This window comes from Pseudoalteromonas sp. NH0006-46, assembly GCF_057547735.1.
Genome location: NZ_BAAJML010000004.1, coordinates 1 through 14635 on the forward strand (window position 1 = coordinate 1; position 14635 = coordinate 14635).

At 40.8% G+C, this 14635-nt stretch carries 12 protein-coding genes; 4 read left to right on the forward strand and 8 right to left on the reverse strand.

From position 1 onward, the window contains the following. Positions 1-74: 74 nt before the first annotated feature. From AC27I2_RS09735 to AC27I2_RS09755, 5 genes are all read right to left on the reverse strand, one after another. Complete coding sequence (locus tag AC27I2_RS09735; protein WP_138530108.1) at positions 75-350, reverse strand: hypothetical protein; 276 nt, start codon at positions 348-350, stop codon at positions 75-77. 233 nt (positions 351-583) lie between these two features. Then, positions 584-1060: a GreA/GreB family elongation factor gene (locus AC27I2_RS09740; RefSeq protein WP_487204152.1), complete on the reverse strand. Its 477-nt coding sequence runs from the start codon at positions 1058-1060 to the stop codon at positions 584-586. 114 nt (positions 1061-1174) lie between these two features. After that, positions 1175-2107: a protein translocase subunit SecF gene (secF, locus tag AC27I2_RS09745; RefSeq protein ID WP_487204153.1), complete on the reverse strand. Its 933-nt coding sequence runs from the start codon at positions 2105-2107 to the stop codon at positions 1175-1177. After that, positions 2100-3938, reverse strand: a complete 1839-nt coding sequence (gene secD / locus AC27I2_RS09750) for a protein translocase subunit SecD (protein WP_487204154.1) — start codon at positions 3936-3938, stop codon at positions 2100-2102. Before secD ends, secF begins: the two co-directional genes overlap by 8 nt. Positions 3939-4049: 111 nt before the next feature. Continuing rightward, positions 4050-4511, reverse strand: coding sequence for a hypothetical protein (locus tag AC27I2_RS09755; protein WP_487204155.1), 462 nt, complete (start codon positions 4509-4511; stop codon positions 4050-4052). 94 nt (positions 4512-4605) lie between these two features. On the opposite strand from AC27I2_RS09755, the gene AC27I2_RS09760 reads away from it, so the two are divergent. The 4 genes from AC27I2_RS09760 to AC27I2_RS09775 all read left to right on the forward strand — a co-directional run bounded on the left by AC27I2_RS09760 (position 4606) and on the right by AC27I2_RS09775 (position 10912). Beyond that, positions 4606-6384 (forward strand): ABCB family ABC transporter ATP-binding protein/permease, encoded by a 1779-nt coding sequence (locus tag AC27I2_RS09760; RefSeq protein ID WP_487204156.1) that lies wholly within the window; start codon positions 4606-4608, stop codon positions 6382-6384. Between the two features lie 172 nt (positions 6385-6556). Further along, complete coding sequence (locus tag AC27I2_RS09765) at positions 6557-8635, forward strand: M13 family metallopeptidase (RefSeq protein WP_487204157.1); 2079 nt, start codon at positions 6557-6559, stop codon at positions 8633-8635. A 198-nt stretch (positions 8636-8833) separates the two neighbouring features. Next, positions 8834-9547 carry a YebC/PmpR family DNA-binding transcriptional regulator gene (locus AC27I2_RS09770; RefSeq protein ID WP_058404460.1) on the forward strand — a complete coding sequence of 238 codons (714 nt, stop codon included), beginning with the start codon at positions 8834-8836 and terminating at the stop codon, positions 9545-9547. A 33-nt stretch (positions 9548-9580) separates the two neighbouring features. Then, positions 9581-10912 carry a leucine-rich repeat domain-containing protein gene (locus tag AC27I2_RS09775; protein WP_487204158.1) on the forward strand — a complete coding sequence of 444 codons (1332 nt, stop codon included), beginning with the start codon at positions 9581-9583 and terminating at the stop codon, positions 10910-10912. A gap of 70 nt (positions 10913-10982) precedes the next feature. On the opposite strand, the gene gap is transcribed toward AC27I2_RS09775, so the two are convergent. From gap to edd, 3 genes are read right to left on the reverse strand one after another with little or no spacing between them, the layout of a single operon-like run. Beyond that, complete coding sequence (gap, locus tag AC27I2_RS09780) at positions 10983-11987, reverse strand: type I glyceraldehyde-3-phosphate dehydrogenase (protein WP_058404459.1); 1005 nt, start codon at positions 11985-11987, stop codon at positions 10983-10985. Between the two features lie 9 nt (positions 11988-11996). After that, positions 11997-12617 (reverse strand): bifunctional 4-hydroxy-2-oxoglutarate aldolase/2-dehydro-3-deoxy-phosphogluconate aldolase, encoded by a 621-nt coding sequence (gene eda, locus AC27I2_RS09785; RefSeq protein WP_058404458.1) that lies wholly within the window; start codon positions 12615-12617, stop codon positions 11997-11999. A 33-nt stretch (positions 12618-12650) separates the two neighbouring features. Then, positions 12651-14501, reverse strand: a complete 1851-nt coding sequence (gene edd / locus AC27I2_RS09790; protein WP_058404457.1) for a phosphogluconate dehydratase — start codon at positions 14499-14501, stop codon at positions 12651-12653. Positions 14502-14635 lie beyond the last annotated feature (134 nt).

The window sequence follows — 14635 nt, forward strand, 5'->3', positions numbered from 1 at the left end:
CTAATAATGGGCTAAAAATAGTTTGCTAAAATGTTGAGGAACGAAAACAGCAAACTGTTTTAAGTCCTTATTTATTAGCTTGTTATATGCACTTTAACCTTGTTTTTAATAATGTAAAGAGCATGCATAAACAACAGTGTAAGTGCCGCAACAATTACTGATTTAAATAATACACCAAATATAAAGATTGCATCTAGATCAGGTTGTTTAGCGGTGAACTCTGAGACAAATTCAATAACCAGCCACAGTACACCATTAGCAATAGAAAAGAGGCTCAAGTATTTCTTACTCCAGAAAAGCGGAGCAACAATTGAAATGCTAATTATTAATATAAGTATCGCAATCATCATGTGCATATAACAACTTATTGAACACCATTTTGGTGGTTTATAACACCCCAAAACGGCGTATATTACATAGCTCAATAATTCCACCAAACAACTCTAATGTAAACAATAAATTACGTATGTTATAAAATCTCTGTTGGTAAAATACACCAAAACGACTTTTGATAATGTTGTGAGATACATTAGCTTTGTCGGATGGCGCTTCGCTTATCCGACCTACATCTAAAACCAATGTTTTATAGAATTTCTACCACTTCATATTCATGGCTTTTGCCTGCAATGGTTAAACTTACTTCATCATCAAGCTGCTTGCCTAACAGTTGTTTGCCCAGCGGGGCTTCGGGTGTAACAACTTGAATAGTTTGCCCTTTTACTTCAACCGTTAAACCGCCTGCGGCTGGGCCTAAATAAAACCATTTTTGTGCGGTGTTTTCATCTTCCAAACAAACGAGTGAGCTTATAATCACTTTATGGTGAGCAGGCTCTTTAAAAATAGATTCAAATTGTTTAATGCTTTTGTAGCATTCGTTTACACGCTCGGCTTGGCCTTGTGCTAAATAAGCGGCTTCGAGCCCTAAGGTATCGTATTGCGTTTCTGCTACGCTTTCTTCGTGAGTTGCGGCGTCGTGCGCGGCTTTGGCAGCTTGTTTTGCGCTGTTTAATTGTGCTTCAAGTGCAAATTTAAGGTGTTCAATTACGTGGGTTTTGTTCATGAGGGAGCGCTAATAACCAATGCTGTAAACTATGCGGTTAATTTTAACGTTTTAAGGCGCTTAAAACCATTGTTTTAAGCGCCGTTATGTTTACTCAGTTATTTAAACCCGCATTTATGGCATATCTATTAATGCTTGGGTTTTTACATCTAATTTTTCTTCGTAGTTTTTAGCACTTAACCCTAAAAGCTCAGGCAAGGTTGCCGCTATACAAATAGACGAAAACGTGCCCACTACAATGCCTGTAAATAATGCAATGGCAAAGCCTTGCAGTGGTGCGCCTGCGAGTAACCAAACGCTGGCAACCGTTGCAAGCGTGGTGCCCGATGTAATAAGTGTGCGCGTTAAGGTGCTTTTTATCGCGCTGTTAATAATACTTGCAGGGCTAAGTGCATTATTAGATTTAACACGTAAAAGCTCGCGTACTCTATCACCTACTATTATTGAGTCGTTAAGTGAGTAACCTATAATGGCGAGTAAACTGGCAAGTACGGTTAAATTAAACTCAATATTTAATAGCGAAAATAGCCCCAGTACGAGTAGTAAATCATGTACTAGGGCAACCACAGAGCCTACGGCTAAACGCCATTCAAACCGCACCGCTAAATAAAGCATTACTGCAACCATAGCTGAAAATAATGCTAAACAACCTTGCTCAAACAGTTCATCACCCACTTGTGAGCCAATATACGCTGACGATAATACCTCAGCGTTTATATCTGCGTTTTGAGTAATGGCAGATTGCCAATCATTACTATTTGCTGTTGAATCGCTAGGCGCTTCGCGTAGTTGATAGTGGCTATTGCCTTGCGCGGTTAGCTCAAACTCGCCATTGTGATTTTTAGTAATAAACGATTTAAGCTCTTTTAGCTCAACACCTTGGCTGGTGGTAAATTCCGTTAGGTAGCCACCGGTAAAGTCTAGGCCAAAATCAAGCCCTTTTTGACTAAGTGTAAATACCGATAGCAGCACAAGTATGGCGCTCAAAAGCATGCCTGAAAAACGCAAACGAGTGCCCGCCTCGCCCTTTAAAAAAGTTTTAAGCATGTGCATTTACTCCTGCTTTTTTTGCCAATTTTAAATATAACGTTTGGCTTAGTACTTTTGATACGTACACGCCAGTAAATACTGAAGTAATTAATCCAAGTGCCAATGTTATGGCAAAGCCTTTAACTGGCCCGTAACCTATGCCGTATAAAATAAGCGCGGTGATCATAGTGGTTATATTGGCATCAAATATTGTATTGGCCGCCTGTTTATACCCTTCTTGGATTGCTTGATATGGCGTACGCCCTTTTCGGCGCTCTTCTTTAATACGCTCAAATATAATAACGTTGGTATCTACCGCCATACCAATAGTGAGTACCAGCCCGGCAATACCCGGAAGGGTTAATACAACCCCCGGTAATAACGACATTAGGCCAACTAGCGATGTTAAATTTAACAACAGCGCTACGTTTGCAATAAGCCCTAAACGGCGATACCACAGCGCCATAAAGGCAAGTGTAATACCCATGCCCAGCATGAGTGCAGCTAAACCATTACTAATGTTCTCGCTGCCAAGGCTTGGCCCTATTGTTTGCTCATGCACTATAGTTACCGGCGCGGTTAGTGAGCCGGCGCGTAATAACAAGGCTAAATCTGCCGCTGCTTGCTGGCTTTTCATATTGGTAATGCTAAAGCGTGAACTTAAATGCTGCGCAATATTAGCCACATTTATAACTTCGCTTTTTTTAACGGTTTCACCGCTTGCGTTTTGAGAGTACTCAGAGTAAACCGTGGCCATAGGCTTACCAATATTAGCTTTTGAAAAAGCCGACATAGCATCGCCGCCTTGCCCATCTAGGCTAAGTTGAACCAGTGGCTTACCCCAATCGTCGCGGCCAATGTTGGCATTATTAATATGATCGCCGGTAAAAATAGGCACAGGGTCAAGGTTTATGGTGCCACCCGACTGCATATTAAATGTTTTACCACCCACTTCTTTTAACTGATAAAACCCAAGTGATGCAGTTGCGCCTATAATGCGCTTTGCCTCGGTTGGGTCTTGTACACCTGGCAGCTCAATACGTATACGCTGCTTACCTTGACGCTGTGTTACGGCTTCGGTTATACCTAATTCTTCAATGCGTGAGCGAAGCGTAGTAAGCGTTTGGCTCATTACTTCTTTATCAAAGTTGCTGCGCCCTTGCTCTGAGTAGCTAAACTTGGCGTTTTTGACATTGCCATTATTGGTTGTTGTAACCGCTAAATTAGCAAAGCGACTTTGAAGCTCATCAATCACTGGGGTAAGTTTTTGCACCGCGTTAGGCAGTGCGTTGATTTCAAAACCATGCTCAGTTTGCTGCGCTTTAAGACCGTGCGCTTTTTGCTTAACAATAATTGATTTAGCTTGCTGATACGCACTCACTAATTGCTCATCAATTGCTTTATCTAAATCTACGTCGAGTACAAATAACACACCGCCATTTAAATCAAGACCCAGCTTTATTGGTGATAAACCAAAATTTTGTAACCATGGTGGGCTGGTTGCATGCTCTACAATTTTAACTTGTTTGTTTGGGTACTGCGCCTTTATAGCCGCTTGCGCTTGGGCGCTTTTAGTTGGCTCGTTTAATAAAATATTTATAGTGGATTGCTTATCAAGGCCTTGCTCGACTTTTAAGCCTTGGTTATTTAAAAAAGTAACGAGTGCTTTAGTGCTTGGCACGACTTGGATTTCGCTATGTGGCGCGCTATTTACATGCAACCACGATTTATTAGGGTATAAGTTGGGTAATGCACTAATAGCTAATAAAATCAGTACAATAAGCATGGCTATATAGCTTAATTTAAATTTAGCCATAAATGGCTTTTGATCTTTTTTTACACTTAACATGTTTTTTCCTTATTGCCAGTAAATTACTGGCAACGTACTTATTAAAAGTACAATTAATCTCAAGGCTTAAACGAAAAACGTTAAAACCTAATAAAAATTAAATAAGGAAAATTAAGCGTGGTAGTTAGTGACAGCGGTATAGAGTAAGTTTGCGTCTTTCCAGCCGCTGAGCCGCGACTTCTTGCTATGCGTTACAAGCGTATACCAAGGCTGAATAGTATTTACAGCTTGGGGGCGTAAAAATATTTGCCTTACAAGGTGCTGCGCAAAAAACTCAAAAACAACATCGTATTCTGGCTCACTTTGAACTGTGTGCAAAAAAAGTGACGCATTACTTGCTGTAAGCCTTGGCTGATGTGAGTCAAAATCGGTATGTTGTGTTTTTTTATGCGCAGGTGCGTCTGCAGACTTTGTAGTAGGCTTTGTTTTAGTTATATCAACGGCATCTGTAAATAAAATCTGTGAATTGACAGCTGGATTTAAATGTTGTGTTACCTGCACAGCATTGCTCTGCACACTAAAAAGTGCAGCTAGTAGCAAAAAAGCAGTTATAAAAACACGAAATTTAAACATACTTAAATCAAACTAAAATAAAGGATGCCTAGTATATTAGGGCAACTATTTAAAATACAATGCTTAATAATTAAGTATTTAATCGAGAAAAATAATGCGCTCCAGACAAAACGTTGAAAAACGTGCAGACGCCATGAATTTAAAACAAAGCGTTAAAACATTGTGGCCTTACATTACAAAATTTAAAGGGCGTGTTTTTATTGCGCTTTTAGCGCTTATTGGTGCCAAAGGCGCCACTCTTTTAATGCCTTGGGCACTTAAAGAAATTATCGACTCGGTTGATAAGTCAATAAACCCAGTATTGGTCGTTCCCGCTTTATTGTTACTTATGTACGGCAGCTTACGTTTCGCTAGCGTGTTTTTAGGCGAGGTACGCGATGCAGTGTTCTCGCGTGTAACAGAACATGCCATGCGCAATATTGGCTTAAAAGTATTTAAACATTTACATAGCCAAGAGCTTGCCTTTCACCTAGACAGACAAACTGGTGGAATAAGCCGTGACATAGAACGTGGCACCAGTGGGCTCAGCTTTTTAATGCGCTTTTTAATGTTTAACATTGTACCCACCCTTTTTGAAATACTCACCGTCGCGATTATTTTTGGGACGCTATTTTCTGTCTGGTTTGCTTTAATTACGCTCCTTGCTGTAGGTGTGTATATATTTTTCACTGTCACGGTCACTCAGTGGCGTAACCGTTTTATTCGTGAATCAAACGCGGCTGACAACCTCAGTAACACGCGCGCAATTGACAGCCTTCTAAACTACGAGACTGTAAAGTACTTTAACAACGAAGAGTTTGAAGCCAACACATACGACTCCTTTTTAGCAAACTGGGAAACTGCGCGATTAAAAAATAGAATGTCTCTTTTAGCGCTAAACTCTGGGCAAGCGTTAATTATTGCCAGTGCCATTACCGCTTTAATGTGGTTAGGCTCAAGTGAGGTAGTGACTGGATCACTTAGCATTGGTGAATTAGTAATGATAAACGCGTATATGATCCAACTATTTTTACCACTTAACTTTTTGGGGTTTGTGTACCGTGAAATACGTCGCGCCCTTACCGACTTAGAAAATATGCTGGGCTTACTTAATAAAAAGCCACAAGTAACTAATGCTCCACAGGCAAATACCCTTAATGTAAAAAAGGGAGAAATTGCCTTTAATAACGTCAGTTTTAGCTACAATGCAAACCGCCCTATTCTTGATAATATTAGCTTTAAGGTTAAAGCGGGTAGTAAAGTGGCTATTGTGGGTGCAAGTGGTGCCGGCAAAAGTTCATTAGCGCGCCTGCTCTATCGTTTTTACGATGTAACTTCGGGCAGTATTACTATTGATAACCAAGCAATTAGCTCTGTTACGCTTGATAGCCTTCGTAAAGCCATTGCTATCGTGCCGCAAGATACCGTTTTATTTAATACAACAATTCGTGAAAATATTGCCTATGGCCGACCTTCTGCAAGCGACACTGATATTGATAAAGCCATTGAAATGGCCCATCTAAAAGGTTTCATTAACACGTTGGCTGATGGCGATAAAACGCGAGTTGGCGAACGCGGTTTAAAAGTATCCGGTGGCGAAAAACAGCGCATTGCAATTGCACGCGCAATTTTAAAACAATCCCCTATTTTAATATTTGACGAGGCCACATCGGCACTCGACTCTCAGGCCGAACAAGCAATATTAAAGGCCATGCATGAGGTAGCCAGCGAGCACACCAGTATTGTAATTGCGCATCGCTTATCAACCATTACCGATGCACACTCTATCATTGTGCTTAAATCAGGCCAAATTGTTGAACAAGGCAAACATAATGAGTTACTGGCCTTGGGCGGTGAATATGCAAATATGTGGGCATTACAACAACAAGATTAACCTGTTTATTAATTTATATTGGTCGCTTATTGCTTACGTTGTTTATTGGTTTTATCGGGTCAGGCTGTGATTCACCTCAAAAGAATTGTGTGCCTGTCTTTTATACATAACAATCAAAAATGATATTTTTTATAACAAAAATTAACAAATTCATTATCCAGGGGGATAAACAATGAAAAAGAGTTTAATTGCAGCGGCCTTAGCTGCCACTTTTATAACGGGCTGTTCAGAGCCACAAACTACAAACAGTGAAGTTCAAACTGCAAGCGCTGAAAGTACAGCCATTAGCAATAAAGCCGAACTAGGTAGCTTTGGTGTAGATTTATCAGCGCGTAACGAAGCCATTAAACCCGGTGATGATTTTTTCATGTACGCCAGTGGCACATGGTACGACAACTACAATATGCCAGCTGACAAAACGCGTTATGGTGCGTTTTCAGCATTAGCAGAACGCAGTGAAGACCGTGTTAAAAAAATTATCGAAGACATAGCTGCACGTAAAGAGCTAAACGCTGAAGAGCAATTGGTTGCTGATTTTTATAATTCATACATGGATACCGACACACTTAATGAGTTGGGTGTTAAACCTATTCAACCGCTGTTAAATCAAATTAGTAATATGGAATCAACCGACGACTTAGCTTATGTATTTGGGCAATCGTGGTTATCGGGCCTTCGTACTCCTATTGGTGGTGGTATGTGGTTTAACCGTTTAGATCCAAATAAATACGAAATGTCGTTAGGCGCTGGTGGTTTAGGCTTACCTGACCGTTCTTACTACTTAGAAGATGCTGAGCGTTTTGTTAAAACTCGCGAAGCTTACGTGGCTCATATTGCCGACATGCTAAAATTTGCCAATGTTGATAACACAACAGAACGCGCAAAAGCCATACTAGAGCTTGAAACTAAAATAGCACAAGGGCATTGGCCACGCGAAAAACGACGTAACCGCGACCTGTCGTTAAATCAAATTAAACGTGAAGATTTAGCCGCTACTTACCCTGGTTTTAACTGGGATGTATACTTTGAGCAAACAGGGTACAAAGTACCTCAGCTTAACGTATCTCAGCCTGAACCGGTTAAAGCCATGATTGAGCTTATTAATAATGAAGATATGGCGGTTTGGAAAGATTACCTAACTTACCATGCAATTAGCGGTAATGCGGGTTTACTTTCTGAAGATATTTTTAATACGCGTTTTGCATTTTATGGCAAAGAGCTAAACGGCCAACAAGAGCCGCGTCCTCGTTGGAAACGCGCTATTAACGAAATGTCGGGCACAAGCTCGCTAGGCTTTGCGATTGGTAAAATTTACGTTGACCAATACTTTCCTGAATCATCTAAACAACAAATGTCTGAACTGGTTGAAAACCTGCGTTCAGCTTTAGGTGAGCGTATTGATAACTTAGACTGGATGGGCGCTGAAACTAAAGTAAACGCACGTGCTAAGTTAGCTGCATTTGTTCCAAAAATTGGTTACCCGGATGTATGGCAGTCTTATGATGGTTTAACTATTAGCCAAAACGATTTAGTGGGTAACGTTAAAAACATGCGTGAGTTTTTCCGCGCTGAAAGCGTAGAAAAAGAGCTACAAAAAACGGATCGCAACCGCTGGGGCATGACACCACAACGTGTAAATGCCTACTACAATAGCTCGTTTAACGAAATTGTGTTTCCTGCCGCCATATTACAACCTCCGTTTTTTGATCCAAATGCCGATCCAGCAGTTAACTATGGCGGCATTGGCGCTGTAATTGGTCACGAAATGGGCCATGGTTTTGATGATCAGGGTTCAAAATCTGATGCTAACGGTATTCAACGCAACTGGTGGACAGACGAAGACCGCGCTGCATTTGATGCAAAAGCAGACCAACTTGCCGCACAGTACAGTAAATACGAACCTATTGAAGGTAACTTTGTAAACGGCCGTAACAGCCTAGGTGAGAACATTGGTGATGTGGGTGGCTTAGCCATGGCTTACCACGCGTATAAACTAAGCCTAAATGGTAAAGAAGCGCCTGTAATAGATGGCGTAACAGGCGATCAACGTTTCTTTTTAGCTTGGGCACAAGTATGGAAAGAAAAACGTACTGAGCAAAGCATGTTAAACCAGTTACGCGGTGGAACACATGCTCCAGGTCGCTTTAGAGCGCAAGCACCACGTAACCACGATGCTTGGTACAAAGCGTTTGACGTAAAACCAGGTGATGCCCTGTATTTACCAGAAGAAGAACGCGTTCGTATTTGGTAATTGCCTTATAATATGTAAATCAATACTAAACAGCCCGCAATAGCGGGCTGTTTTATTTAGAACGTATTTTATTCAAATGGCTATATTGGCTTTTTAACTATTAATGTTCCCCAATCCGTACTAGCCCTTAATGTCATTTACCTTTAGAATACGGTCTATTATTTTTTCAGTTATTTATAAAATTAAGGCGAAACGCAGATGGGAAGAGCTTACCAAAACAAAAAAGATTCAATGGCTAAAACTGCGGGTGCTAAAACTAAAGTTTACTCTAAGTACGGTAAAGAAATTTATATTTGTGCTAAAAATGGCGGTGTGGATACAGATGGTAACTTATCATTGCGCCGCTTAATTGAACGTGCAAAAAAAGACCAGGTACCAGCACACGTAATTGACCGCGCAATTGAAAAAGCAAAAGGCGGCGGTGGTGAAGACTACGCTGCAACACGTTACGAAGGCTACGGCCCAGGTAACTGTATGATTATTGTTGACTGCTTAACCGATAACAACAAACGTACATTTGCAGACGTACGTGTTTGTTTTACTAAAGCGAATGCTAAAATTGGCGCTCAGAACTCGGTTTCACATTTATTTGATCACCTCGCTATTTTTGTTTTTGATGGCGACGATGATGAAGCGGTTCTTGAAGCACTTATGATGGCTGACGTTGATGTAACCGATGTTGAAGTTGATAACGGTAAAGTAACCGTATTTGCTCCGCATACAGAGTACAACAATACTCGTACAGCACTTGAAGAAATGGGCATTACTGAATTTGACGAAGACTTAATTGCGTTTGTACCACAAGTAGAAGCGCCAATTGAAGGCGAAGACGTTGAAGTAATGGAGCGCTTTTTAGCCATGCTAGAAGATTGTGACGACGTTCAAAACGTTTATCATAACGCGCAATTCTAAACCTTATTCACATATTAATTAAAGCCAACAGCCATGTTGGCTTTTTTATTTACAGGGCTTTATAAATTAATGAATACCCTTGCAGAGCTTAATACTGGTAAGTTAGCCGGTGCGAAGCACTTACAGCTGGTTGAGCAATTATCTGAGTTTCCAGCAGACATTTTTAAGCTTGCCGATACACTCGAAGTACTTGATCTTTCAAATAACAATTTAAGTGATTTACCAGACGAATTTGCTTGTTTACACCGCCTTAAGCGTGTGTTTTTATCGTTTAATCAGTTTAAGCATGTACCCAAAGTTTTGGCCAAATGCCCTGCTTTAATTATGGTGGCATTTAAAGGTAACCAAATTTCAAAGTTTGCACCTAACAGCCTGCCAAAAAAAATTGAGTGGCTTATTCTCACCGATAATAACCTACACGAGTTACCTGAAGATTTTGGTAATTACACCCAGCTTAAAAAGCTTGCACTTGCGGGTAATAAGTTAAAACATTTACCGACAAGTATGGCTAACTGTACTAATTTAGAGCTCGTAAGGCTCTCTGCCAACAACCTAACAAAACTCGATGATTGGCTAATAGAATTACCCAAACTTGCTTGGCTTGCTTTTGCAGGTAACGACTTTAATAAAGCGCAGTGCTTAACTAAAAGTACGTTGAAAAATACTCCGCTTGAAAGTTTTCAACTTAAAAAAGTAATAGGGCAAGGCGCATCGGGGGTTATACACCTAGCAAAAGCTGAGCAAACTAGTGTTGCAGTAAAGCTGTTCAAAGGTGCAATCACCAGCGATGGTTACCCTCTTGATGAAGTAAATTGCTGCCTTCAAGCAGGTAATCACACTCACTTAATTAATGTACTGAGTTACATAGAGCTAAGTGAACAACTTGGCTTGGTAATGGAATTAATGGATACCAATTATACAAATTTAGGGTTACCACCAAGTTTACAAACATGCACACGCGACACGTTTAATGTCGGTTGTAACTACCCTATTGAAGCTGTTTATAAAATAGCAAAACAGATGGTAAATACGCTAACTCACCTACATTACAATTACGTAAGCCATGGTGATATTTACGCACACAACACCATGATAAACGAACAATATGATATTTTGTTTGGTGATTTTGGTGCAGCTACAAACTTAGCTATGCTCAGCGCATATCAGCAGCAGCGAATACAGTTAATAGAAGTGCGTGCTTTTGGCTGTTTAATAGAAGATTTACTAAGTACTGTTAGCTCAGCAGATAAACAAAACGACCTCTTTGATAAAATGTCCGATATAGCCGCGCGTGCTATAAATACCGCTATTGCATCGCGCCCTAGTTTTAAAGCGCTAAACGCTTTATTAAACGACTTGGTATAAATTAATCAAAAATAAAAAAGCCTGCATAACGCAGGCTTGGTTGGATAAAGCTAAACTTTTACAGGGTCAATTATAAGTACTGACCTAATGCTTTAACTTGGTCTAACATGCGGTTCGAGAAACCCCATTCGTTATCGTACCAAGCCATTACTTTAACTAGTTTACCATCAGCTTTTGTTTGCGTTGCATCAAAAATTGATGACGCTGGATTGTGATTAAAATCAATAGAAACAAGCGGAAGCTCGTTGTACTCTAAGATTTCTTTCATTGAGCCCGTTGCTGCGGCTTTCATTACTTCGTTAATTTCTTCAGCAGTTGTGTCACGTTTAGTAATAAACGTAAAATCAACTAAAGAAACATTGATAGTAGGTACACGTACCGACATACCGTCTAATTTACCCGCAAGCTCAGGAAGTACTAAGCCAACAGCTGCAGCGGCACCTGTTTTAGTTGGGATCATAGACTGTGTTGCACTACGCGCACGGTATAGATCTGGGTGGTAAACGTCAGATAAGTTTTGATCGTTTGTGTAAGCATGAATTGTAGTCATGCTACCTTGCTCAATACCAACTGTGTCGTTAATTGCTTTTGCAATAGGTGCTAAACAGTTAGTAGTACAAGAAGCATTTGAAATGATGTTGCTATCAGCATTAATTACATCGCTGTTAACACCGTGCACTACAGTTGCATCTAAGTCTTTACCTGGCGCAGATACAATTACTTTTTTAGCGCCTGCTGTAATGTGCTTAGCTGCGTCTTCACGTTTAGTGAAAAAGCCTGTACATTCTAAAACGATATCTACGCTTAGCTCTTTCCACGGTAAGTTTGCAGGGTCACGTTCTTGAGTAAGTGTAATTACGTCATCACCAATTAACATGGTGTTATCTGCAAGTGTTACTTTTTTAGAAAATTGACCATGAACTGAGTCAAACTGAGTTAAATGTGCATTTACGTTAGCAGGTGCTAAATCGTTGATTGCTACAATTTTAATTTCACTGTTTTGCTCTGACTCATAAAGTGCACGTAATACATTGCGACCGATACGACCATAACCGTTAATTGCTACATTAATCATTTTAGACTCCTATTTAAGTTCACTTGCTTGGCGAGCAAGCGCTTCAATGGCTTGCCAGTCTTTATTTTCAATAAGTTGTTTATCTAACATCCACGTACCACCAACACAAATAACATTGTTAAGTGCTAAATAGTTAGGTGCAGTTGCTAGGCTAATGCCGCCAGTTGGGCAAAAAGTAACGTGCGGTAATGGGCCACCAATCGACTTAAGCATTGCCGTTCCACCAGCAGCTTCAGCTGGAAAGAATTTTAAAAACTTGAAGCCATGACTTGCTAACTGCATTACTTCGCTCGCAGTTGCAGCGCCTGGTAAAAATGGGATATCAGACTCTTTTGCAAGTGCTAATAACTCAGTGCTCACACCTGGGCTCACCATAAAGTCAGCACCTGCCGCCACTGAGGCTTCAAAACTTGCTTTGTCCACTACAGTACCTGTACCCACAAAAGCTTCTGGCACTTCAGCTTTCATTAACTTTACAGCTTCTGCTGCAACTGGTGTACGCAGTGTAATTTCAAGTGCTTTTAAGCCACCGTTGTATAACGCTCTAGCAAGTGGTGCAGCATCTTCTAATTTTTCGATTACAACCACTGGCACAACAGGTGCCGATGCTAAGATTTTTTCAATACTCATTACTTGTTCCTCATTACCCAGTTCGGCTAATTATTATTCAAGTCCAAAAGCACTCGCGCCTAAATCGGCACTGCTTACTATATTTCTAAATCCTGTAAATAATTCACGTCCAGTACCAAATGTTAAACTTGGTTGGCTAATTTCAAGCTCACGTTTAGCAAGCTCGTCATCACTAACATGTACTTTTAAAATTCCGTTAGGCGCGTCAAGGGTTACTAAGTCACCTTCTTGAATTTTTGCAATAATGCCACCTTCTACAGCTTCTGGGGCTAGGTGAATTGCAGCAGGAACTTTACCAGATGCACCCGACATACGGCCGTCGGTTACAATGGCAACTTTAAAACCTTCGTCTTGAAGAGTTGCCATAACCGGCGTTAATTTATGAAGCTCTGGCATCCCTTTCGCTTTAGGGCCCTGCTCTTTAAGTACGGCTATAAAGTCTTGGTTTAACTCACCGCGGCTATACGCATCTTGAAGTGCCCCTTGCGAGCTAAATACTTTAGCCGGTGCCGTAACCACTTGATGCTCTTGTGCAACAGCAGATACTTTGATTACCGCTTTACCTAAATTACCAGTAAGCAGTTGTAGGCCACCTTGTTTACTAAATGGATTACTTACAGGACGAAGTACTTCTTCATCAAGTGAATTTGCAGGGCAATCAACCCATTTAACTTTGCTTGGGCCATTTGAATCGCTCATGATCAGGCTTTCGTCTTTATCTAAACGTGGCTCTGTCATGTAAGGTGCTAGGCCATCACCAAGCATTGTTTTAACATCAGTATGCAAATAACCTGCGCTTGCTAGTTCGCGCATTAAGAAACCCATTCCGCCTGCGGCTTGGAAATGGTTTACATCTGCTGAACCGTTAGGGTAAATACGCGTAAGTAGTGGTACAACTTCTGATAAATCAGACATGTCTTTCCACGTCACTTGAATACCTGCAGCCTTTGCAATTGCAACAATATGAATAGCGTGGTTTGTAGAGCCACCTGTAGATAGCAAGCCAACTAAACCATTAATAATGGTTTTTTCGCTAATTACCTCTGCTAAACACGGGCTTTCTTTATCATCTGTAAGCTGCTTAAGCATGGTTTCTACAGCATTACCTGTTAGTCCATCACGAAGCTCTGTGTATGGGTTAATAAATGAGCTACCCGGAAGGTGCAAGCCCATTATTTCCATTAACATTTGGTTTGAGTTAGCAGTACCGTAAAACGTACAGGTACCTGCACTGTGGTAAGATGCGCTTTCAGCTTCTAGTAAGTCTTCACGGCTAACTAAGCCTTGTGCAAACTTTTGGCGAATACGTGCTTTTTCTTTATTTGGGATACCTGATTGCATTGGACCCGCTGGTAAAAAGAACACAGGTAAATGGCCAAACGATAGTGCGCCAATTAATAAACCTGGGACAATTTTGTCACACACGCCTAAACAAAAAACGCCGTCAAATACGTCATGCGATAATGAAACTGCGGTAGACATTGCAATAACGTCTCGAGAAAACAGTGATAATTCCATGCCATCACGCCCTTGCGTAACGCCATCACACATTGCAGGAACGCCACCCGCTACCTGAGCGGTTGCGTCGAACTTAGTTGCAATGCTTTTGATTACGTCTGGGTAATCTTTGTAAGGTACATGCGCAGATAACATGTCGTTGTATGAATTGATAATGGCTAGGTTTGGCACTTCATCTGCTTTTAAGCGAGCTTTATCATCGCTACTGCAGGCAGCCATTACGTGGGCAATATTGCCACAACCTAATCCCGCACGAACTCTTGTTTGTTTTTTTGCATGCGAAATACGATCTAAATAATCTTGACGGGTGTTTTTACTGCGTTCAATAACGCGTTGGGTAACTTCTTGAATTCGAGGATGTAACATAATTAACTCATCTCTATTAGTTAGAGGATAAAGGCTCAGTAGCAATTACAGACTCCACGTAAATAACTGTACTGAGCATCTTTGATTGACCCGTTCAAAGGTACGATATCAGGGAGCCTCTCACAACAAACCTG

Excerpts from the sequence above, each read along its gene's own strand:
- AC27I2_RS09735 (WP_138530108.1), bottom strand. The coding sequence starts at position 350 with ATGATGATTGCGATACTTATATTAATAATTAGCATTTCAATTGTTGCT.
- AC27I2_RS09740 (WP_487204152.1), bottom strand. The coding sequence starts at position 1,060 with ATGAACAAAACCCACGTAATTGAACACCTTAAATTTGCACTTGAAGCA.
- secF (WP_487204153.1), bottom strand. The coding sequence starts at position 2,107 with ATGCTTAAAACTTTTTTAAAGGGCGAGGCGGGCACTCGTTTGCGTTTT.
- secD (WP_487204154.1), bottom strand. The coding sequence starts at position 3,938 with ATGTTAAGTGTAAAAAAAGATCAAAAGCCATTTATGGCTAAATTTAAA.
- AC27I2_RS09755 (WP_487204155.1), bottom strand. The coding sequence starts at position 4,511 with ATGTTTAAATTTCGTGTTTTTATAACTGCTTTTTTGCTACTAGCTGCA.
- AC27I2_RS09760 (WP_487204156.1), top strand. The coding sequence starts at position 4,606 with ATGCGCTCCAGACAAAACGTTGAAAAACGTGCAGACGCCATGAATTTA.
- AC27I2_RS09765 (WP_487204157.1), top strand. The coding sequence starts at position 6,557 with ATGAAAAAGAGTTTAATTGCAGCGGCCTTAGCTGCCACTTTTATAACG.
- AC27I2_RS09770 (WP_058404460.1), top strand. The coding sequence starts at position 8,834 with ATGGGAAGAGCTTACCAAAACAAAAAAGATTCAATGGCTAAAACTGCG.
- AC27I2_RS09775 (WP_487204158.1), top strand. The coding sequence starts at position 9,581 with ATGTTGGCTTTTTTATTTACAGGGCTTTATAAATTAATGAATACCCTT.
- gap (WP_058404459.1), bottom strand. The coding sequence starts at position 11,987 with ATGATTAATGTAGCAATTAACGGTTATGGTCGTATCGGTCGCAATGTA.
- eda (WP_058404458.1), bottom strand. The coding sequence starts at position 12,617 with ATGAGTATTGAAAAAATCTTAGCATCGGCACCTGTTGTGCCAGTGGTT.
- edd (WP_058404457.1), bottom strand. The coding sequence starts at position 14,501 with ATGTTACATCCTCGAATTCAAGAAGTTACCCAACGCGTTATTGAACGC.